Genomic DNA, 20,770 nt, shown 5'->3' with positions numbered 1-20,770 from the left:
CACATTACACCGTTTTTATGAAACATTAAGTTAACACTCGGAACACATCAGGTATACAACTAAAACCTGACCTGTGACTTACAATATTTTAATTAAGTTACAATTACGTTAAAGTTGCATAATTAAAGATTATTATCCATTTCATTTATTTCATGACCTGAATTTAACAAATAGACACAGGTAAGGCCGACGATCGAGAGACAGCATAATTAGTCATATTTAGATCAAAAAAAAGCAGCCTAATGGCTGCTTTTTCATCAATAAAATGCCAACCCATATCAGATCGGGTCACACATTCAGTTACTTCTCTTTAGGCTTTTTACGTTTATCCGTAACTTCCCACTTACCGTCGATGTACAAAGCGGTCCAACCTGAAGGTTTACCGTCCACTTCGGTACGAACGTAGTTTTCTTTTGTCTTACGACTAAAGCGAACCACTGTCGGCTTGCCATCAGGATCAGCAACCGGTGCTGATGCTAGATACTGGAATTTAGGTGAAATACGGTCTTTAAAACGAACCAGCTCTTCCACTAATGGTGCACGTGTTTCACGTGATTTAGGGAAATTACTCGCGGCCATAAACAAACCAGAAGCCCCATCACGAAGTACGAAGTATGCATCTGAATTTTCACATGGGAGTTCAGGGAAATGCACTGGGTCTTCTTTAGGTGGCGCTACTTCGCCATTCTTCAGAATCTTACGAGTGTTCTTACAATCTTCACTCGTACAGTCCATGTATTTACCGAAACGACCATTCTTCAAAACCATGTCAGAACTACATTTGTCACACTCAACAAGCGGACCATCATAGCCTTTCACTTTGAATTCGCCGTGTTCAACCACATAACCTTCACAGTTAGGGTTGTTACCACACACGTGCATTTTACGCTTATCATCGATCAGATAAGCATCCATTGCCGTTTCACAAATCGGACAACGCTTTTTCGCTCGAAGTGCTGCGGTTTCAACGTCTTCTTCAAGAACGTTGATAATACCGTCTTCATCACCAAGGTTAATGGTTGTCTTACAGCGCTCTTTTGGTGGAAGTGCATAACCAGAACAACCTAGGAATACGCCAGTCGAAGCTGTACGAATACCCATTTTACGGCTACAAGTTGGACACTCAATATCGGTTTCAACGATATGATTTGGCTTCATGCCACCAGCGTCTTCATCTAAATCGGCTTTTTCCAAATCGCCTGTAAAGTCTTCGAAGAAGTTATCTAGCACGCCTTTCCAGCTTGCTTCGCCTTCTGCAATTTGGTCTAACTTCTGCTCCATACGAGCCGTAAAGTCATAGTTCATTAGATCATTGAAACTGCCATCTAGACGGTCAGTAACAATTTCACCCATCTTCTCAGCATAGAAACGACGCTGTTCAACTTTTACATAACCACGGTCTTGAATCGTAGAGATGATTGATGCGTACGTTGAAGGACGACCAATACCACGCTTCTCAAGCTCTTTAACTAGCGCCGCTTCAGTAAAACGGGCTGGCGGCTTAGTGAAGTGCTGTTTAGGGTCTAATGCGATTAGGTCTAGCTTTTCACCAACCTGTACAGCAGGAAGAATCGTATCTTCATTTTTACCCATTGGACGTTGAACGCGAGTCCAACCATCAAATTTAAGAATACGACCTTTCGCTTTTAACGTGTACTCATCAGCTTTAACGCTTACCGTCGTTGAATCGTACTGCGCCGGTGTCATTTGACATGCAACAAATTGATTCCAAATCAGCGAGTAAAGCTTGTGTGCGTCTGCGTCTACGCCGTTTAGGTCTTCAGACTTAACATCGACACTTGAAGGACGAATCGCTTCGTGAGCCTCTTGTGCGCCCTCTTTGCTGCCGTATACAAGCGCCTTCGGTGGAAGGTATTGTGCGCCAAACTCAGAACCAATATATTCACGAGCGGCTTCTACAGCTTCTGAACTCAAGTTAGTTGAGTCAGTACGCATATAAGTGATGTAACCCGCTTCATACAAACGTTGAGCCAACATCATGGTTTTCTTTACGCCGTAACCAAGACGTGTGCTCGCCGCTTGTTGCAGAGTCGACGTGATGTAAGGTGCAGACGGCTTACTCTTAGTTGGGCGGTCTTCACGTTTACATACTTCGTATTGCGCTTTTTCTAAAACGCTTACTGCAGCTTGTGTTTGCGCTTCATTATCAGGTTTAAACGCAACACCGTCTTTTTGAGCGACTTGCAGTCTGAAATCTGTTTTCTCTGCCGTTTTGGTATCAGCATGCACATCCCAGAACTCTTCAGGGATAAAAGCGTTGATCTCGCGCTCACGTTCAACCAGTAGTTTTACAGCTACAGATTGAACACGGCCAGCGGATAGGCCTCGTGCTACTTTTTTCCAAAGCAGTGGTGACACCATAAAGCCAACAACACGGTCCATAAAACGTCGTGCTTGTTGTGCGTTTACGCCGTCGATATTTAGCTCGCCTGGAGTTTCGAAAGCTTGCTGAATAGCATTTTTAGTGATTTCGTTAAAAACCACTCGTTTGTATCGCGTTTCATCACCACCGATGATCTCACGAAGGTGCCATGCGATAGCTTCTCCTTCGCGGTCCAAATCGGTTGCGAGATAAACATGGTCTGCGTTCTCAGCCAGTTTTTGCAATTCAGCAACGACTTTTTCTTTGCCCGGTAAGATTTGGTAATTCGCTTCCCACTCTTGATAAGGGTTGATACCCATCTTTTTAATAAGCGCTTTGCGATCTTTTTCTTTCTTGATACGAGCTTTATCTTCTGGGCTCATACCCTTGGTTGAAACTGCAGCAGCCTTTTGACCTGTACTTTGACCCGCCGTTGGTAAATCACGAACGTGACCTACACTCGACTTAACGACAAAGTCTTTGCCAAGATATTTATTGATAGTTTTAGCCTTGGCTGGCGACTCCACTATAACGAGCGATTTACCCATATTGACTCTAACGTCCTTAATCACGATGCTTCAACACCAACAATTTTACTTGTGGGCTTTTACGCATGATATTCTAAATTCATTGCTTCTTTTTTTACTATTGTGCGAGATTACTAGAAGATCAACCGCTTTTTTCAAAATTGGATCTGATCGCTCGACAATTCGACGACTCATAGAGAAAAGAGTCACAATATAAAGAAGCTATAAAGTACTCACTAAGAATACTTGCAAGAGCCTATTCATCAGGCATTACGTCTAAACGCGCTCATACTAAGCTTGTCGGCGAATCTAACGCGAGCCCCATTCAATTATTTTTGTCATAAATCACAAAATAAATTGTGGATGTTTGAAAAGACTCTCTTAATCGGTTGTGAAATCATTGAATTTCTAGTTCGACACCATAAACTCAACGATATATTCAGTTATCAGAGATAAACTCATGACAAAGAAAGTAATAGCAGAATTTGATTTACTGCTTATCGCAAACCAAATTATCCAATCACATGATGACTACATTGAAGGCATGCGCGCAAACAGCGTAGTAGAAAAAGACGATGTACTCATTTTCAAAGGTGAATACTTCTTAGACAACAACGGAATGCCGACAGAAAATACAACCGCGGTATTTAACATGTTTAAGTACTTGGCGCATCACCTTTCGAAAGAATTTACAATTCAGCAATAATTAAAAAGCTTGCCATCTAGGCAAGCTTTTTTGTTCCTGGACCTTTATATACTTATCATTTTTATAGACTTAGTATTTTTATAGACTCAGCATTTTCAGCTTATCGAAGTAGTCAGGGAATGTCTTTGATGTACAACCTGGATCATTGATCGTCACCGGGGTGTCACTCAAAGCAACCAACGAGAAACACATCGCCATGCGGTGATCATCGTAAGTATCAATCGCCGCGTGCGTCAGTTCAGCCACAGGGTTAACAATGATGTAGTCTTCACCCTCTTCCACCTCAGCGCCCACTTTACGTAGTTCTGTTGCCATTGCCGCTAAGCGATCCGTCTCTTTCACACGCCAGTTGTAAACATTGCGGATTGCGGTTGTTCCTTTAGCAAACAGAGCCGTTGTCGCAATTGTCATCGCCGCATCTGGAATATGGTTATAGTCCATATCAATGCCTTTTAGCTCACCACAACGAGAGATAACGTAGTCATCACCCCACTCGATTTCAGCACCCATTTTCTCAAGTGCATCAGCGAATTGGATATCACCTTGGATACTGTTTTTGCCAATACCTGTCACTTTAATCTCGCCACCTTTGATAGCAGCGGCTGCAAGGAAATATGACGCAGATGATGCATCACCTTCAACCAAGAAATCACCGGGTGCTGTGTAAGATTGCCCAGTTGGAATCACAAATTCTTGGTAGTCATTGTTGATAACATCCACACCAAATTGCTTCATGATATGCAGCGTAATATCGATGTAAGGCTTAGAAACCAATTCACCTTCGATTTTGATGGTCACTTCGCCTTCAGCTAAAGGTGCAGCCATCAAAAATGCCGTCAAGAATTGACTAGAGATAGAACCATCGATAGAAACTGTACCACTCTTTAGCCCAGTACCCGTGATCTTCAGCGGTGGGTAATTTTCGTTCTCTAAGTATTCGACGTTGGCGCCGGCCTCTTGCAGAGCAGTCACTAAGTGACCAATTGGACGCTCTTTCATACGTGGCTCACCAGTAAGAACGTATTCACCGCGACCTAAACAAAGTGCAGCAGCCAATGGACGCATTGCTGTACCCGCGTTACCTAAGAAAAGCTCTAGGGCTTTGTCACTTGAGAATGCACCACCAACACCTGTCACTTCACAAACTGTTTTGTCTGCAGACAACTGATAATCAACACCTAACTGTGTTAATGCATTCAACATATGACGAATGTCATCACTGTCTAGTAAGTTTGTTAGGCGAGTTGTTCCCGTTGAAAGTGCAGCCAAAAGAAGCGCACGATTAGAAACACTTTTTGAGCCAGGTAGGTTAACTTCCCCGCTCACTTTCTGAATTGGTTGTAACGTAAGGCTTTCCATTAGTTCTTATAGTCCTTGTACCACCCGAAGTCACTGGCGCGTATTTATTTTCGGGTGATGAATAATTCTTCGTACTTGCAGACTAACGAACTTTTCCGACGAACTCCAGAGCTAATCCCCTCGACAAAGGCGATTAATTAGCCAACCAAACACATTTGTATACTAGTACGCTAGATCAACTCGAACGCCATCTGAAAAATAGAGAATCCGCACATCATCACCTCTATTGAACAACATCGAATTGTCAACGTCTTGAATGATGTTAACCAGATTGTCATCCTTGGTTTTAACCAATAATTCAACGAGTTTATATTCCACCCGATATTGCGTATTGCCGCGATTACGAGCGATCCCCGCCCCCGCTATAGCACCAACCGCCGTTGCGACTTCTTTACCTGTGCCGCCACCAAACTGATTACCAACCAAACCACCAATTGCCGCACCCAACAAGGTTTCCCAACCATTCGCTTTCGACTCTACGATCTCCTGTTGGGTAATGTACCTGACCGTATCAACCTCACCGTAAACGACCTCATTCACTGGTCTGGCTTGGTTTCTGTTGTAAGCTGCATTTGCCAACATGGGCAAAACAAGTAAAATCCAAAGCAACTTCTTCATGGTAAAACTCCTAAAGACCTCTTGGTCAGTGATTAATCTGTAATGCGGTACTTATGACTATATACCTAACCGAACTTGATACTACTAGTATAGAGTTTCCTTCGCCCTTCGACGCGCTTGATGAACCCAACGGTCTACTCGCGTTCGGTGGTGATTTGTCACCCATACGAATTCTGAATGCTTATAGCCAAGGTATATTTCCATGGTATGGCCCAGGTGAGCCTATACTTTGGTGGAGCCCTGCACCGCGAGCGGTATTTAATCCTAAGACATTCGAACCGTCAAAAAGTCTTAAAAAGTTTCAAAGAAAGCACAATTACCGAGTCAGCATCAACCAAGCGACGGACAGAGTAATTGGTTATTGCTCTTCACTGAGACCCGAAGAGGAAACTTGGTTAAACAATGACATGCAAGCAGCCTACCGTGAACTCGCTTCATTAGGGTTCTGCCACTCTGTTGAGGTTTGGCAAGATGACGAGCTGATTGGCGGGCTTTATGGGTTACAAAGAGGCCAAGTCTTTTGCGGTGAATCGATGTTCAGCCTGAAGACTAATGCCTCTAAAATTGCGCTATGGTACTTTTGTGAGCACTTTACACAATTCGGCGGACAACTCATTGATTGCCAAGTCATGAACTCACACTTGGAATCCTTGGGCGCTATCGAGGTTGATAGGGATGAATTCCTGAGTTCTCTTCGATTACTCAAAGAAACGTCCGTTAACGATGCATGTTTTAAAAAACAATGGCTAAAGGAAATGCCTTAATGAATCCAGATTTACAACAAATCAGAATTGGATTAACAGACAATCACGCTTGCAGTTACTTACCCCATCTCGAAGAAAGAGTGGCAGTCACGCTTGATGAACACATGCACACCGCAGATAACTATGAAGTTCTACTTGCGAATGGATTTCGCCGCAGTGGAACAACCATTTATAAACCACATTGCGATAATTGCTCATCGTGCCAAGCGATTCGACTGTCGATTCCCGAGGTCAAGTTTTCCAAGAGCCAACGACGAATACTCAACAAGGCCAAAGCGCTGCGTTGGGAGCTGAAAGATGAAATGGATGACAACTGGTTTGACTTGTATAGCCGCTATATAACCGCTCGCCACCGTTCGGGAACCATGTATCCACCGAAGAAAGAAGAGTTTCTGCATTTCTCTAAAAATGAATGGCTTGCTACAAAGTTCATGCACATCTATGATGAGGGGCAGTTAGTCGGCATTGCCGTTACAGACATCATGTCTCACTGTACGAGCGCGTTTTATACCTTCTTCGACCCTGATATCGACATTTCCATGGGAACTCTTGGCGTTCTATTCCAGATCCAACATGCCCAGAAAGAACAAAAACAATGGTTATATTTGGGTTATCAAATCGATGAATGCCCTGCGATGAACTATAAAGTACGATTTCAACGTCATCAAAGGCTAGTAAATCAGCGGTGGCAAGGGTAGAATACGCGACAACTTTACATATTTTGATTTTAACGGCACAATCAAGCCGTTGAAAACCGCCAAATTTCGAAAGAGGATTAGATGGCTAAAGAAGACGTAATCGAGATGCAAGGCACTGTCCTTGATACTCTACCAAACACAATGTTCCGTGTTGAGCTTGAAAACGGTCACGTAGTGACAGCACACATCTCTGGTAAAATGCGTAAGAACTACATCCGTATTCTTACTGGTGATAAAGTAACTGTTGAGATGACTCCATACGACCTTTCTAAAGGCCGCATCGTCTTCCGTGCTCGTTAATTTTTAATTACCGAATACGATAAGAAGCGGAGCCCTCAAGGCTCCGTTTTTTATCGCCTGAACTTTTTACCACTCCAACAACACCAACCTCGCATCTAGCATCTAGCATCTAGCATCTAGCATCTAGCATCTAGCATCTAGCATCTAGCATCTAGCATCTAGCATCTAGCATCTAGCATCTAGCAAGCATAAAAAAACGCACAACCGAAGTCATGCGTTTAATATCGTGATTAACTGTACTCAGTGCTCTTTATAAGCCGTTAGTGTTTAAGGAGTATGCCTAATGCATAACCTCTTCTTTCGCACCAACATAGATGAAGTCCAGTTCGTCTTTTTTCAGAGATACTTTAACCGTACCGCCGTCAACCAAGCTCCCGAACAGCAACTCATTAGCAAGAGGCTTTTTAAGCTTCTCTTGAATCACACGTCCCATCGGACGAGCGCCCATGGTCTTGTCATAGCCTCTTTCAGCTAACCAATGACGAGCGTCCTCAGAAACCTCTAAAGATACACCACGAGCGTCCAGTTGGACCTGAAGCTCAACAATGAACTTATCAACAACTTGACTGATCACACTTGGATCAAGGCTGTTGAACCAGATGATATTATCAAGACGGTTACGGAACTCTGGTGTGAAGACCTTCTTGATTTCGCTCATCGCGTCTGGCGCATGATCTTGTTGGATCAAACCGATCGATTTCTTCTCGGTTTCTGCGACACCAGCGTTGGTTGTCATCACTAGGATCACATTGCGGAAATCTGCTTTGCGACCGTTGTTGTCGGTTAGCGTACCGTTGTCCATCACCTGTAATAACAAGTTAAAGATATCTGGGTGTGCCTTCTCGATCTCATCAAGTAGCACAACAGAGTGTGGGTTCTTGATAACAGCATCGGTTAGCAGACCACCTTGATCATAACCAACATAACCAGGAGGCGCACCGATCAAGCGGCTTACCGAGTGACGCTCACCGTACTCAGACATATCAAAGCGCAGAAGCTCAATACCCATCAATTTAGACAGTTGAACAGTCACCTCTGTTTTACCGACACCAGTAGGGCCAGCAAACAAGAATGAACCAACAGGTTTATTGTCTGCTCCCAACCCTGCACGAGTTAGCTTGATCGCTTCGCTCAATACATCGATCGCTGGGTCTTGTCCGAATACCAACATTTTCATGCGGTCATCCAGTTTCTGCAGCGTATCTTTGTCTGAAGACGATACTGACTTCTCAGGAATACGCGCCATTTTCGCAACCATTGACTCAATATCAGCCACGCTTACCGTTTTCTTGCGACGACTTGCAGGCGCCAAACGACTACGAGCACCCGCTTCATCAATAACGTCAATCGCCTTATCTGGAAGGTGACGTTCATTAATATACTTAGCAGACAACTCCACAGCGGCACGTAACGCTTTGTTGGTGTAACGTACTTCGTGGTGAGCTTCGTATTTTGGCTTCAAGCCAATCAGAATTTTGGTTGTATCATCTAGCGATGGTTCAACAATATCAATTTTCTGGAAGCGACGAGATAAAGCACGCTCCTTCTCAAAAATACTGCTGTACTCTTGGTAAGTGGTTGAGCCAATACAGCGTAATTTACCGCTGCTTAATAGCGGTTTAATTAGGTTTGCCGCATCGACCTGGCCACCCGATGCTGCACCCGCACCAATAATGGTATGGATCTCATCGATGAACAGGATAGCGTCTTCTTCTTTCTCGAGTTGCTTCAGAATCGCTTTAAAGCGCTTCTCAAAGTCACCACGATATTTCGTTCCCGCAAGTAATGAACCAATATCCAAAGAGTAAATTACGCTGCTCTGAATAATTTCAGGGACTTGGCCTTCAACGATACGCCATGCAAGACCTTCAGCGATAGCAGTTTTACCCACACCCGCCTCTCCCACTAATAGAGGGTTGTTCTTACGACGACGACACAGAACTTGAACGGTACGTTCTAGCTCTTTATCACGACCAATTAGTGGGTCAATGTTACCTTGCTTCGCTACTTCGTTAAGGTTGGTCGCAAAATTTTCTAGACGATCTTCTGAGTTAGCTTCTTCGGCATTCTCTGCACCACCAAATGAATCAGGAGATGAACCGCTATCGCCTTCATTGCTGCCTTTGGTAATACCGTGTGAAATAAAATTCACTATGTCTAAGCGGCTGATGTCGTTTTTCTTAAGAAGATACGCCGCGTGAGATTCTTGCTCACTAAAAATAGCCACAAGTACATTTGCACCTGTTACTTCGCTGCGACCTGAAGATTGAACATGAAAAACAGCGCGCTGAAGTACTCGTTGAAAGCTCAGCGTGGGCTGGGTTTCACGAGTCTCGTCGCTTTCAGGGATAAGTGGGGTCGTTTGGTCGATAAAAATATCGAGCTCATTGCGAAGAGCATCGAGATCAGCCTGACAAGCTTGGAGCGCTTCCTTGGCCGCATCATTTTCTAATAATGCTAGTAGGAGGTGTTCGACAGTCATGAATTCATGTCGCTTGTCTCGCGCACGAGAAAATGCGCCATTTAAACTCGTCTCTAATTCTTTATTTAGCATAAGTACCTCCTAAGGGAACAACAGTGTTGTTCGAGCAATTTACACTTGCTCCATTGTACATAGTAGCGGATGCTCATTTTCCTTTGAGTACATCGTTACCTGCGCTACCTTTGTTTCGGCTATTTCAGCACTGTATGTGCCACAAATAGCTTTACCTTCATAATGAACCTTGAGCATCACTTCCGTTGCTTTTTCGATATCTAGTGAGAAAAATCGCTCTAGGATCTCGATTACAAAGTCCATGGGCGTGTAGTCATCGTTATGTAATACAACGTTATACATTGCCGGTGGCTTTACTTTCGTTCTCTCTTTCTCCAGTAAATCTGAGCCTGGAGATGCCCATTCAAAGTTTCTGCTCATATTAGCTTTGCTAAGGGTTATTTTTCGGAAGTCGTGAATGTTTAGTTAACTCAAATTTACCACATTCACGCATTACGGTGTACTAAGAAACTGCACCAAGAAACAGTACCAAAAAATATTCCTCTATACTGAGCCTAATCCACCATTTCCATCGCTGCAAATAAAAGATCTCGATTAACAGGATTAACATATGTGATTGATTAAAAAGACACCACAACTATTGATGGTGACGATAAGATCGTCGTTAAGTTACTATTTAGTTAATAGTATGCAGCCAATCTCGAATGTGATTTGTTATTAAAATTGATCATTTTTATACCAATTTGCTATTGACTGTACTCAATCATTAGCTACATTGGAGCTAAAAGGTTTTTCTGATACAACTTCGTAACACGATTCTAAACCTAGTAATAAGCGTTAAAAATTTATAATAAGGAATAATTACGCAGGGTAGCGTTAATTTCCGTAAGCAATGTATGAGATTCAAGCTATCAGCTGAAATTGTTTAGTTGATAGGAATAATATCAATCGAACTTACATTGATTTGATATAACAACGTTAGTAACAAAATGCATGAGGGATGTATAGCATGGCTACAGGTACAGTAAAATGGTTTAACAATGCCAAAGGGTTTGGTTTTATTTGTCCAGAAGGTGAAGATGGCGATATTTTCGCGCACTACTCCACAATACAAATGGAAGGTTATCGAACCTTAAAGGCAGGTCAACAGGTCGATTATGAAGTAGAAAGTGGACCTAAAGGCTCCCATGCTAGCTCCGTTGTTCCTGTAGAAGGCAGCGCCGTAAAATAGGCGATTGCCAAACATGTAGACCTCTATCAGTCTTAATAAACGACTGTCAGGTAAGCAGAACATTGAAACCGCTCATTTCATACCTGTAATACAGGCTTAAATGGGCGGTTTTTCGATCTGAGAGCTAAAAGCTATTCACAGTACAATTTGTCCAAGAGTTCCCTTTAGCTAGGTCTAGGTCTAGGTCTAGGTCTAGGTCTAGGAAGCATTATGAATAAAAAAAGACGCTTTAACGTTATCATTAAAGCGTCTTTCGTTTTGACTTTATCTGTGACTTAACTGCCAGACCAAGCAACTCGTTAGTAAATCATGTTCATGACTTACTAACGATGAGTCCAATCACTATGCGTCAATAAATGCGTTTAGCGTTGAGCTTGGGCGCATTAGTGATGAAACCAATGCATCATCAAGTAGGTAATAACCGCCTAAGTTGCCAGCTGGACCTTGAGCGTTATTCAGCTCAGCAACAATAGCTTCTTCACTTTCAGCCAATTGAGTTGCAACACCTGCGAACTCAGCAGCAAGGTCAGCGTCAACCGTTTGCTCAGCCAGCGCTTTCGCCCAGTATGCTGCAAGGTAGTAGTGGCTACCACGGTTATCAAGCTCACCCACTCGACGTGAAGGAGACTTGTTGTTATCTAGGAATTCACCCGTCGCTTTATCAAGCGCGTCAGCGAGAACTTGTGCCTTAGCATTCCCCGTTACTACGCTTAGGTGCTCTAGAGATGCCGCTAGTGCCAAGAACTCACCAAGAGAGTCCCAACGCAGGTGGTTTTCTTTCTCTACTTGTTGAACATGCTTAGGCGCAGAACCGCCAGCACCTGTTTCAAACAGGCCGCCACCGTTCATAAGTGGAACAATCGATAGCATTTTAGCTGACGTACCAAGCTCTAGAATCGGGAACAAATCCGTTAGGTAATCACGTAATACGTTACCTGTAACCGAAATAGTATCTAGGCCTTCTTTGATACGAACCAGTGAGTACTGAGTTGCTTCTAAAGGAGCAAGGATCTTAATTTCAAGACCATCGGTATCATATTCAGGAAGGTAAGCGTCAACTTTCTTAATAAGCTGAGCATCATGCGCACGAGACGCGTCTAGCCAGAATACTGCAGGAACACCCGAAGCACGAGCACGAGTTACCGCTAGCTTAACCCAGTCTTGAATTGGTGCATCTTTAACCTGACACATACGGAAGATATCGCCTTCCTCTACGTCTTGCTCAAGAAGTACTGTACCTGAAGCGTCAACAACTTGAACCAGACCAGCAGCTTCAAGGATGAAAGTCTTATCGTGAGAGCCGTACTCTTCCGCTTTTTGAGCCATCAGGCCAACGTTTGGTACGCTACCCATCGTTGTAGGGTCGAAAGCGCCGTTCTCTTTACAGAAATCAATGACAGCTTGGTAGATGCTTGCGTAGCTGCGATCAGGGATCATAGCTTTCGTGTCTTTTTGCTTGCCTTCTGGATCCCACATTTGACCAGAAGAGCGCAGCATTGCAGGCATAGATGCATCAACAATGATATCGCTTGGTACGTGTAGGTTGGTAATACCGCGGTCTGAATCAACCATCGCTAGTGGTGGTTGAGTCTCGTATACCGCTTGTAGGTCAGCTTCGATCGCTTCTTTCTGATCTTGAGGAAGCGCAGCAATTTTTGCGTAGACATCGCCGATGCCGTTGTTTACATCAACACCAAGCTCTTCAAACAGTTGACCGTGCTTAGCAAATACGTCTTTGTAGTAAACCTTAACCGCATGACCAAAGATCACTGGGTCAGATACTTTCATCATCGTCGCTTTCATGTGAAGAGAAAGCAGTACACCTTGCTCTTTAGCCGATGCGATTTCTTTTTCGAAGAACGCAACCAAAGCGGCCTTGTTCATCACTGACGCATCAATGATCTCTTTATCTTGCAGGGCAAAAGCAGGCTTCAGTGTTTTCTTCGCGCCATCTTTGCCAACGAATTCAATACTAACTTCTGTTGTACCTTCAATTGTTACTGACTTTTCGCTGCCGAAGAAGTCTTTGTCGTCCATACTTGAAACGTGCGACTTAGAATCTGCAGACCATGCACCCATTGAGTGTGGATTTTTCTTCGCGTAATTCTTGACAGAAAGTGGAGCACGACGATCCGAGTTACCTTCACGTAACACAGGGTTTACAGCACTGCCTTTGATTTTATCGTAAGTCGCTTTAACGGCTTTCTCTTCGTCAGTGTTTGCTTCTTCTGGGTAATTAGGAAGTGCGTAACCTTTTGACTGAAGCTCTTTGATTGTTGCTTGAAGTTGAGGAACAGATGCAGAGATGTTTGGAAGCTTGATGATGTTCGCTTCAGGTGTCTTAGCTAACTCACCTAATTCTGCTAATGCATCACCAATACGTTGCTCTTCGTTCAGGTAGTCAGGGAAGTTGGCAATAATGCGCCCTGCAAGTGAAATGTCGCGAGTATCAACGTTAATACCAGAAGAAGCCGTAAAAGATTGAATGATAGGCAGCAGAGAGTAAGTTGCTAGCGCCGGAGCTTCGTCAGTAATGGTATAGATGATCGTTGGTTTTTCAGTAGGCATGAAATTTCCCTATAGTTCTTACAAGCTCACTTAAAGCAGTGAGAGTGTTATAAATTGACCAGTAAGCCACTCTGAGAGTGAAAACTGCTTACTCGATAGTCGTACTCTATCTTATTTTTCATGCAATCTTGATGACAGCATGAGCCAAATCCGTGAGTGCATTGTTTTAATAAAAGAGCCAGTTATAATAAAACACGAAGGTATAATTAAACAAATCAGGCTTAAGAGTCCATCAACTTGTTCTATTTTGTGTCTTTTAGGCGCGCAAATGATAGCTCAATTCCGTTTCTATGAAAACTTTTCGGCACACTTCGTTTACATTTTTGCAAGGTAGTTAACATGTCTACTCGCTCACGCAGCGCATCTCGTTCAGACAAACCGGCTCGTTCTGGTACCACATTAAAACAAAGCGGTAATAGACAAAATCAACACAGTGGCAAAAATGACACTGGCAGTTCACACAAAAAACCGCACTCTAGCAAACACCGATATAAAGGCAAAACTACCAACGCAAAGCCTAAGGTAGCACCCGAAGATCGCAAAGTGATTCTATTCAACAAACCTTTTGATACTCTCAGCCAGTTCACTGATGGCGAAGGTAGAAAAACGCTAGCGGATTTTATTCCCGTAAAAGATGTTTATGCTGCTGGTCGCTTAGATCGAGATAGTGAAGGTTTATTGGTCTTGACCAATGATGGCATCTTTCAAGCTAAGTTGACTCAGCCGAACTCAAAATCGACCAAGACTTACTGGGTACAGGTTGAAGGTGCGCCTTCTGAGAAAGATTTAGATAAATTGAGAAAAGGTGTTGAGCTAAAAGATGGTATGACATTGCCTGCAGAAGTAGAAGTAATGCAAGAACCTCAGGTTTGGGAAAGAACTCCTCCTGTGCGCTTCAGAGCGGCGATACCAACAACATGGTTAGCGATTACCATCATTGAAGGACGTAACCGTCAGGTAAGACGAATGACGGCAAACATAGGCTTCCCCACCCTTCGTCTAATCCGCTACTCAATGGGCAATATGAACGTGGGTCAGCTTCAGCCAGGTGAATGGAAAGAGATTTAGCTCTTACTGATACAGAAAAAGTATCGATACAAAAAAAGTACCAATATAGCAAAAGCGAGACTCTTATTAGTCTCGCTTTTTTGTAGATGAAGATTGATTACTCTTGGTCAATCATCCATTTACGGAATTCTTTGCGTTCTTGCTTAGATGCTTTGATATACCAAGCCTGCAATTGCTCAACATTCTGTGCGTCAGCCAGTTTCACCGGTTTCTGAGCTTTGCCACTTGTCTGTGCTGTCGTATTGTCTACCACAGAAGCTAATACCACTGCTTCCGCTGGCTTATCAAGTAACACGCCATCTTTAAAATAGACTGCCTTACTTGCATTGTACTCAGCCAGTCGAGACTCTAGCCCGCCAAATGGCGCAAAACCGGGTTTGCGTTCAATAACATCTTGCTGATATTTAACAGTCACATCATCCTGAAAAACTACCCATGATGGATTCACAGCTTCAAAGGTCTTCTCCGCTTCCATATAGCTACGTACTTTTGGAGCCTTAATTTCAACCTCTTCACCAGTAACATCAAAATTCAATACATAAGGTGCCGAAGAGTAAACACCGCTGTTACCAAATTTTTTATCAAAGCGAACTAAAACCTGGTTAAAACCTTCATTAATCTGATTTTCACTGATTTTATTCGGAGCTGCTTGACCATTAATGTATAGGATAGATACGCCTTTCTGAGGCGTTAGGGTTGCCGCACTTACACTGCCAATAACAGTTGTAAATAAACCTAAAACTAGTAATGCTTTCTTCATCATGTCTCTCTTTCAAATCGAATAAACTACTCTTTATACTAACAAAAAAGCCACCCTAAGGTGGCTTTTTTTCTAAAACTCGATTACGAGGTCATTAGAATGATGCTTCAACACCAATTGCTAGACCGTTATCAGCTTTGTATGTAGCTTTATCATCTGAATCGATACCACCAACTTCCGCGTACACTTTAGTGTTAGGTGCGATTGCGTAAGTAGAGTTAACGAACCAACGATCTTCGTCTTTAAGAGCTACATCGTGGTCACCGATTGAGTAACCAGTGTTGAAGCCCCAAAGACCCATAGTGTAACCCGCAGCAAATGCGATTGTTGCGTTGTCATCGTTCGCTGTATCAGAGTTTACACCGTAGTATGCTGTAGATAGGTAAACGTTCTCGATACCAGAGAATACTAGCTCAGCACCGTAACCTTGGTGATCGCCTTTTGCCACGTTTGTGTCGAAATCAGCAACGAAAGCAGAAATATCAAAATCAGCAAAACGGTAACCCATACGAGCGTCGAAGTACTCAGTATCTTTACCTTTCTCTTCTTTGTTGTTTGCGCCACTTACTTTGTCTTGTACGTAACCTAGAGTTGCGTAAAGAGCACCATTGTCGTAGTCGTAACGAACAGCTTCGTCAGCACACTCGTTAGTTGCATTATCTAGAAGTGTAGAGATGCCGTAAGCTTCATCTTTACCAATGCCTAGATCATCAACAGCAGTACATAGGCGACCAAACTTAATTGAACCTAGAGTATCGTTGTATGCTGCTACGTATGTATCACCGTTACGAGTTTTTTCAGCATTTGCGTTCTCAGAACCGTTGAATTCCCAGTAAGCGCCTACTTTCCACTCTTCGTTTACCATGTACTTGATATCAAAACCGAAGTCAGCATCTTCGATTTTTTGTTCCATTGAAGAACCTTTTTTGTACTCGTTGCTGTATACAACTTCGATGTCGCCTTTAAGGTCAACAGAAACGCCGTCTTGGTTGTAAATTTCGATTGCTGCGTTTGCAGAACCAGCTGCTGTCATAACTGCTAGAGCTAATAGAGTCTTTTTCATAATAAATCCACTGCCTTTTCTAAGAATGGGAGATCCTTGCCCGGTTCCCTTTTATTTTTTATGACTGGTCATTACTACTCTTTGGTAGTTAATCACCGCCACTAAATTTCGTGGTCTAGATTGCAAAAGATTATCCTGCGTGTCAAATAAACTAAAAACAAACCTAAAAAAAACAAAAATACATAAAAATCATAGGTTTACATTTTTTTTCATCATTTTACGAGCAACTTACCCTTAAATTTAAAGGGAAATATAATAGCCCAAATAAAGAACAATTAAGTATAATACTCCACTAATTTAGGTTTAAATCGTGATTCACAGAACTTAACGCCTGCATCGTGCGATTTTTTAATATATATATTTCGTAACATAAATAAAATCGTTAAGTTCCTGAAGGTTCAGTTTTTTTTTGTGAACGAGATCTACCTTTGATTCAAAAGCAAGCTATTTTGCGGTAAATGTACCGACTAGTGATATGTGCTACTATCCTCGCTCCGTTACGTAGGTCACAGTATGCTAACTACTAAAATTCAAAATTCTATACGCACCAGTTATCAAAACCTCCAAGATCAGTTGGATAACTTTGTACCTCGACGTGCTCAAAATTACCTTGTTGCAGAAATAGCGAAGACACTTTGTGGTCAATATCACAAAAGTAATCGCATGATTGTTGCTGAAGCTGGTACCGGGATCGGGAAGTCACTGGCTTATTTAATGGCAACAATTCCTGTCGCCGTGCTCAATAATCGAAAAATCGTCATTTCAACAGCGACCGTTGCGCTACAAGAACAGCTCGTCAATAAAGATCTCCCTCTATATAGACGACTTACTGATAGAGAGTTTTCTTTCATCTTAGCGAAAGGAAGGCAGCGTTATTGTTGTACAGAGAAGTTGGCCGCTGCGTGTGGGGTTGATGGTGGTCAAATGGCGATGTTCGAGTCCAAACCAAAAAAGAAAGACATCGAGCAACTGCAAACCATGTACCGCAGCCTCACCCAAGGTAAATGGGATGGTGACCGTGATTCGTGGCCAAAACCTATCGACAGCATGATTTGGCAGATGATTGTCAGTGATAAGCACAGCTGTAACAACAGTATGCCTACGCACAGAGACTGCCCTTTCCAAAAAGCGCGTTCAGAGCTAGATAAAGCAGACGTGATTATCGCCAATCACAGTTTAATGATGGCTGATGCGGACCTAGGCGGCGGTGTGATACTGCCAGAACCAGAAAATAGCATCTATATATTTGATGAAGCTCACCACTTGCCACACGTAGCGAGAGATCACTCCTCTGCTGCCGCAAGCTTAAAAGGTGCTGCCTCTTGGTTAGAACGTTTGAATCAATCGATCACTAAGCTTTCGGGGCTAGCAGACGAGAAACGTGTTCATAGATTTAGAAATGAGTTGCAAGACTCAGTACAACAACTGATCCCGACTCTGACTAAAATGAGCAAACAGTTTGACGCTAGCCACTTCGAAGATGGCTTGTATCGCTTCGAGCATGGTGACTTACCTGAATGGTTAGAAAGCGAATCGAAAGATCTCAAGCAATTAACGCAAAAGGCGAGCCAAGCCGTAGCAAAAATTGCAGACTTGATTGCAGAACGAGTTAAAGACGGAGAGCTTTCCGCAAAGCTTGCAGAGCCTGCGCTTGCAGAAATTGGCTTTTATATACAAAGAACAGAAAACCTTGCTCAAGTTTGGCGATTAATGGCTGAACCTAAGAGAGAAAAAGGGGCGCCTTTGGCTCGCTGGCTTGAATTAAGCAAAGAAAGCGAGGGGGACTTTGTTGTTAATGTCTCACCATTAGAAGTCGGTTGGCAACTGGACCAACAGATTTGGAGTCGTTGTGTTGGTGCAGTGTTAGTATCTGCGACCATGAGAGCACTCAACTCTTTCAGCTTTTTTTGTCATCAATCAGGTATCAGCCAAAAAGCAGAAGATGGCGTACAATTTCTTGCTTTGGCATCGCCGTTTGATTATCAGAACCAAGCTGAATTAGTGGTACCTGCAATGAAGTACGAACCACAAGCACCTCAGTTTACCGAATATCTTATTGAAATTTTGCCTAAGGTAATAGAAGACAACAAAGCCAATCTCATTCTATTCTCTTCTTATTGGCAAATGAACCAAGTGGCAGAAGCTTTGGCAACAGATTTCGTTAAAAAGTCGTGGGCGTTACAGGTTCAGGGGGATACCTCACGAACTGAAATCCTAAAAAAACATAAAAAGCTCATAGACCAAGGTAAAACAAGCGTTCTTTTTGGAACGGGTAGCTTTTCTGAAGGTCTTGATCTACCTGGCGAGCTGCTTGAAAACCTTGTTATTACCAAGATTCCTTTTGGTGTTCCTACCTCACCTGTAGAGCGGGCACATTCAGAATATATTGAATCTCGTGGCGGTAATCCGTTTATGCAGATTACTGTTCCAGAAGCGAGTAAAAAGCTTATTCAATCTGTGGGTAGATTGCTGCGTAAAGAACGAGATTCTGGTAAAGTCACGATCCTTGATAGACGCATAGTCACGAAGCGATACGGAAAGTCCCTACTCGATTCGCTACCGCCTTTTAAAAGAACAATAAAATACTAATTTTTCTACCCTCGTGGTAGTTATGGGTCTGCCATCGCTAGGCCCTTGCATTCACAACCCAGCATGACTAATCCCTCGATTCTTCATGTGGCTGCCCGAACAGCCGATAACGAGAACACTAGCTATTTATGGAAATGATTGAGCCAACCATGTTGGTCATACTTGCCTTGGTTGCATTTGCTGCAGGCTTTATTGATGCTGTCGCCGGTGGCGGAGGAATGTTAACGGTACCAGCTTTGCTATCGCTTGGTTTACCACCACACATTGCACTCGGTACTAATAAGCTGGCCGCAACATTCGCCTCATCAACAGCCGCTTTTACTTACTATCGCAAGAAGCTGTTCAAACCTGAATGTTGGGTCAGTGCTTTCATATCTACTTTAATAGGTGCAACAATCGGCACCCTGACTGTTGATGCCATAAGCACAGAGTGGTTAGAGAAGGTATTACCGCTAGTCATTCTTGCGGCAGCGGTCTATACCATTTTTCATAAGACTCCAGATGTGAGCCATAATGTGTCTCCTAAACCGTGCCCGGTACTCAAGAGAAAGCAAAAGTACCAAGGATTCATTCTCGGCTTTTATGATGGTGTTGCAGGCCCAGGAACCGGCGCTTTTTGGACTGTGAGCTCGATGGCGCTTTATCGTCTTAATATCTTACTTGCTTCTGGTCTATCTAAAGCCATGAACTTTACCAGTAACTTTACGTCTTTGGTGACCTTCGCAATTCTTGGTCATATTGATTGGGTTCTTGGTTTAACTATGGGTCTTTGTTTGATGGCTGGAGCATTTGTTGGGGCACATTCTGCTATTCGTTTCGGTGCTACATTTATACGACCTGTTTTTGTTACTGTTGTAAGCGTACTTGCGATTAAGCTGGCTTACGAAGCTTGGTTTGTAACCTTATAGCCCAGTCGCCCAAGGTAAGTAAAATGAATCATTTCTCTAAATTAAAAAGCGTCATTGATACCTTAATTGGCCATTGCTCGCAGGTTGATAAATCTCGAGGGGCTTATCATCAAGCCTTGTTCGATAGAACCTTGTTTAAGTGCAGCTCTTCTATTTTACTGCCCTACGCACTCGAAACTCAGGCAACATACAACACTATTCTTCGAGAACAAGCGACAAACCAACTTACTGCTTCTCGGGCCAACTACCTGACAGAAAAACTCACTAATCAGATAGCTGCAATCCAAAGAGAACTAGCCAACCATGATTTAAGGTTAGATCGAAAAAGTAAGTCAGGAAAAAACCTTAACGACCTATACAACGAACTCGCTCAGCACCAAGATTGGCAAAAGCGACTGGTCGATTTAGTACGAGTACGCAAGTTAGCGTTTGATTCTGCGCCTCGCCACAGTAAGAAAAAAGCGGACGAGGCTTGGCAATTAGCAAAAGAACGATTAGAACGCTGCGAAGACTCAATGAAAAATATTGAGAGACTGATTAACTTAGAGAACCCCAAGCGAAATGAACACTGATAACCCATCATCACCACTGGATAACGCCCCAGAAGAAGTTAAGTTAGCTGTCGACCTGATCTATCTGCTCGAAAGCAACGAAATCGACCCAAAGGTTGCGTTAGAAGCAATTAAGATTGTCCAACAAGATTTACAAGCCAAACTAGCATCTAGCATCTAGCA

The 20,770-nt window shown here is 43.1% G+C and carries 18 protein-coding genes; 10 read left to right on the top strand and 8 right to left on the bottom strand.

What is annotated here, in order from left to right; genetic code table 11:
• Positions 1-300 precede the first annotated feature (300 nt).
• Positions 301-2,931 (bottom strand): type I DNA topoisomerase, encoded by a 2,631-nt coding sequence (gene topA / locus AB4232_RS14850; RefSeq protein WP_012603610.1) that lies wholly within the window; start codon positions 2,929-2,931, stop codon positions 301-303.
• 439 nt (positions 2,932-3,370) lie between these two features.
• Here topA and AB4232_RS14845 point away from each other — a divergent pair, with 439 nt between their 5' ends.
• Positions 3,371-3,616, top strand: a complete 246-nt coding sequence (locus tag AB4232_RS14845; RefSeq protein ID WP_009846345.1) for a YciN family protein — start codon at positions 3,371-3,373, stop codon at positions 3,614-3,616.
• A gap of 78 nt (positions 3,617-3,694) precedes the next feature.
• Here AB4232_RS14845 and aroA read toward each other — a convergent pair whose 3' ends face one another.
• Both aroA and AB4232_RS14835 read right to left on the bottom strand, forming a co-directional pair.
• The gene (aroA, locus tag AB4232_RS14840) at positions 3,695-4,975 is read right to left on the bottom strand and encodes a 3-phosphoshikimate 1-carboxyvinyltransferase (protein ID WP_135380545.1); all 1,281 of its coding nucleotides are present in this window, start codon (positions 4,973-4,975) and stop codon (positions 3,695-3,697) included.
• A gap of 162 nt (positions 4,976-5,137) precedes the next feature.
• The gene (locus AB4232_RS14835) at positions 5,138-5,593 is read right to left on the bottom strand and encodes a glycine zipper 2TM domain-containing protein (RefSeq protein WP_135380544.1); all 456 of its coding nucleotides are present in this window, start codon (positions 5,591-5,593) and stop codon (positions 5,138-5,140) included.
• Positions 5,594-5,646: 53 nt separating this feature from the next.
• On the opposite strand from AB4232_RS14835, the gene aat reads away from it, so the two are divergent.
• The 3 genes from aat (at position 5,647) to infA (ending at position 7,355) form a co-directional block, all read left to right on the top strand.
• Complete coding sequence (gene aat, locus AB4232_RS14830) at positions 5,647-6,357, top strand: leucyl/phenylalanyl-tRNA--protein transferase (protein ID WP_135380542.1); 711 nt, start codon at positions 5,647-5,649, stop codon at positions 6,355-6,357.
• Positions 6,357-7,055, top strand: a complete 699-nt coding sequence (locus AB4232_RS14825) for an arginyltransferase (RefSeq protein WP_029223169.1) — start codon at positions 6,357-6,359, stop codon at positions 7,053-7,055. The genes aat and AB4232_RS14825 overlap by 1 nt, the downstream gene beginning before the upstream one ends.
• Before the next feature lie 81 nt (positions 7,056-7,136).
• Positions 7,137-7,355 (top strand): translation initiation factor IF-1, encoded by a 219-nt coding sequence (gene infA, locus AB4232_RS14820; protein ID WP_001040192.1) that lies wholly within the window; start codon positions 7,137-7,139, stop codon positions 7,353-7,355.
• A gap of 280 nt (positions 7,356-7,635) precedes the next feature.
• On the opposite strand, the gene clpA is transcribed toward infA, so the two are convergent.
• Both clpA and clpS read right to left on the bottom strand, forming a co-directional pair.
• Positions 7,636-9,909, bottom strand: coding sequence for an ATP-dependent Clp protease ATP-binding subunit ClpA (clpA, locus tag AB4232_RS14815; protein WP_012603605.1), 2,274 nt, complete (start codon positions 9,907-9,909; stop codon positions 7,636-7,638).
• A gap of 39 nt (positions 9,910-9,948) precedes the next feature.
• Positions 9,949-10,269: an ATP-dependent Clp protease adapter ClpS gene (clpS, locus tag AB4232_RS14810; RefSeq protein ID WP_009846337.1), complete on the bottom strand. Its 321-nt coding sequence runs from the start codon at positions 10,267-10,269 to the stop codon at positions 9,949-9,951.
• A 589-nt stretch (positions 10,270-10,858) separates the two neighbouring features.
• Here clpS and cspD point away from each other — a divergent pair.
• Positions 10,859-11,080, top strand: coding sequence for a cold shock domain-containing protein CspD (gene cspD / locus AB4232_RS14805; RefSeq protein ID WP_009846336.1), 222 nt, complete (start codon positions 10,859-10,861; stop codon positions 11,078-11,080).
• A 342-nt stretch (positions 11,081-11,422) separates the two neighbouring features.
• Here cspD and AB4232_RS14800 read toward each other — a convergent pair whose 3' ends face one another.
• On the bottom strand, positions 11,423-13,648 hold the full coding sequence (locus AB4232_RS14800; protein WP_372087437.1) for an NADP-dependent isocitrate dehydrogenase: 2,226 nt from the start codon (positions 13,646-13,648) through the stop codon (positions 11,423-11,425).
• A gap of 339 nt (positions 13,649-13,987) precedes the next feature.
• Between AB4232_RS14800 and AB4232_RS14795 the strand changes: the two genes are divergently transcribed.
• Positions 13,988-14,716 carry a pseudouridine synthase gene (locus AB4232_RS14795; RefSeq protein WP_017097707.1) on the top strand — a complete coding sequence of 243 codons (729 nt, stop codon included), beginning with the start codon at positions 13,988-13,990 and terminating at the stop codon, positions 14,714-14,716.
• A 97-nt stretch (positions 14,717-14,813) separates the two neighbouring features.
• Here the strand turns inward: AB4232_RS14795 and AB4232_RS14790 are convergent, their stop codons facing one another.
• Positions 14,814-15,479: a DUF2057 family protein gene (locus tag AB4232_RS14790; protein ID WP_372087436.1), complete on the bottom strand. Its 666-nt coding sequence runs from the start codon at positions 15,477-15,479 to the stop codon at positions 14,814-14,816.
• 91 nt (positions 15,480-15,570) lie between these two features.
• Positions 15,571-16,539 carry a porin gene (locus tag AB4232_RS14785; RefSeq protein ID WP_009846332.1) on the bottom strand — a complete coding sequence of 323 codons (969 nt, stop codon included), beginning with the start codon at positions 16,537-16,539 and terminating at the stop codon, positions 15,571-15,573.
• Positions 16,540-17,052: 513 nt separating this feature from the next.
• Here AB4232_RS14785 and dinG point away from each other — a divergent pair.
• From dinG to rsmS, 4 genes are all read left to right on the top strand, one after another.
• Complete coding sequence (dinG, locus tag AB4232_RS14780; RefSeq protein WP_372087435.1) at positions 17,053-19,128, top strand: ATP-dependent DNA helicase DinG; 2,076 nt, start codon at positions 17,053-17,055, stop codon at positions 19,126-19,128.
• A 128-nt stretch (positions 19,129-19,256) separates the two neighbouring features.
• Positions 19,257-20,036: a TSUP family transporter gene (locus AB4232_RS14775; protein ID WP_012603599.1), complete on the top strand. Its 780-nt coding sequence runs from the start codon at positions 19,257-19,259 to the stop codon at positions 20,034-20,036.
• Between the two features lie 23 nt (positions 20,037-20,059).
• Positions 20,060-20,608, top strand: a complete 549-nt coding sequence (locus AB4232_RS14770; protein WP_372087434.1) for a primosomal replication protein — start codon at positions 20,060-20,062, stop codon at positions 20,606-20,608.
• Positions 20,598-20,768 carry a pleiotropic regulatory protein RsmS gene (gene rsmS / locus AB4232_RS14765; protein ID WP_009846328.1) on the top strand — a complete coding sequence of 57 codons (171 nt, stop codon included), beginning with the start codon at positions 20,598-20,600 and terminating at the stop codon, positions 20,766-20,768. The genes AB4232_RS14770 and rsmS overlap by 11 nt, the downstream gene beginning before the upstream one ends.
• Positions 20,769-20,770: the final 2 nt, after the last annotated feature.

This window comes from Vibrio sp. 10N.286.46.A8, from assembly GCF_041470165.1.
Lineage (GTDB): Bacteria > Pseudomonadota > Gammaproteobacteria > Enterobacterales > Vibrionaceae > Vibrio > Vibrio tasmaniensis_A.
Note: the sequence above shows the minus strand (reverse complement) of the source record. Positions and strands in the feature narration are given on the sequence as shown.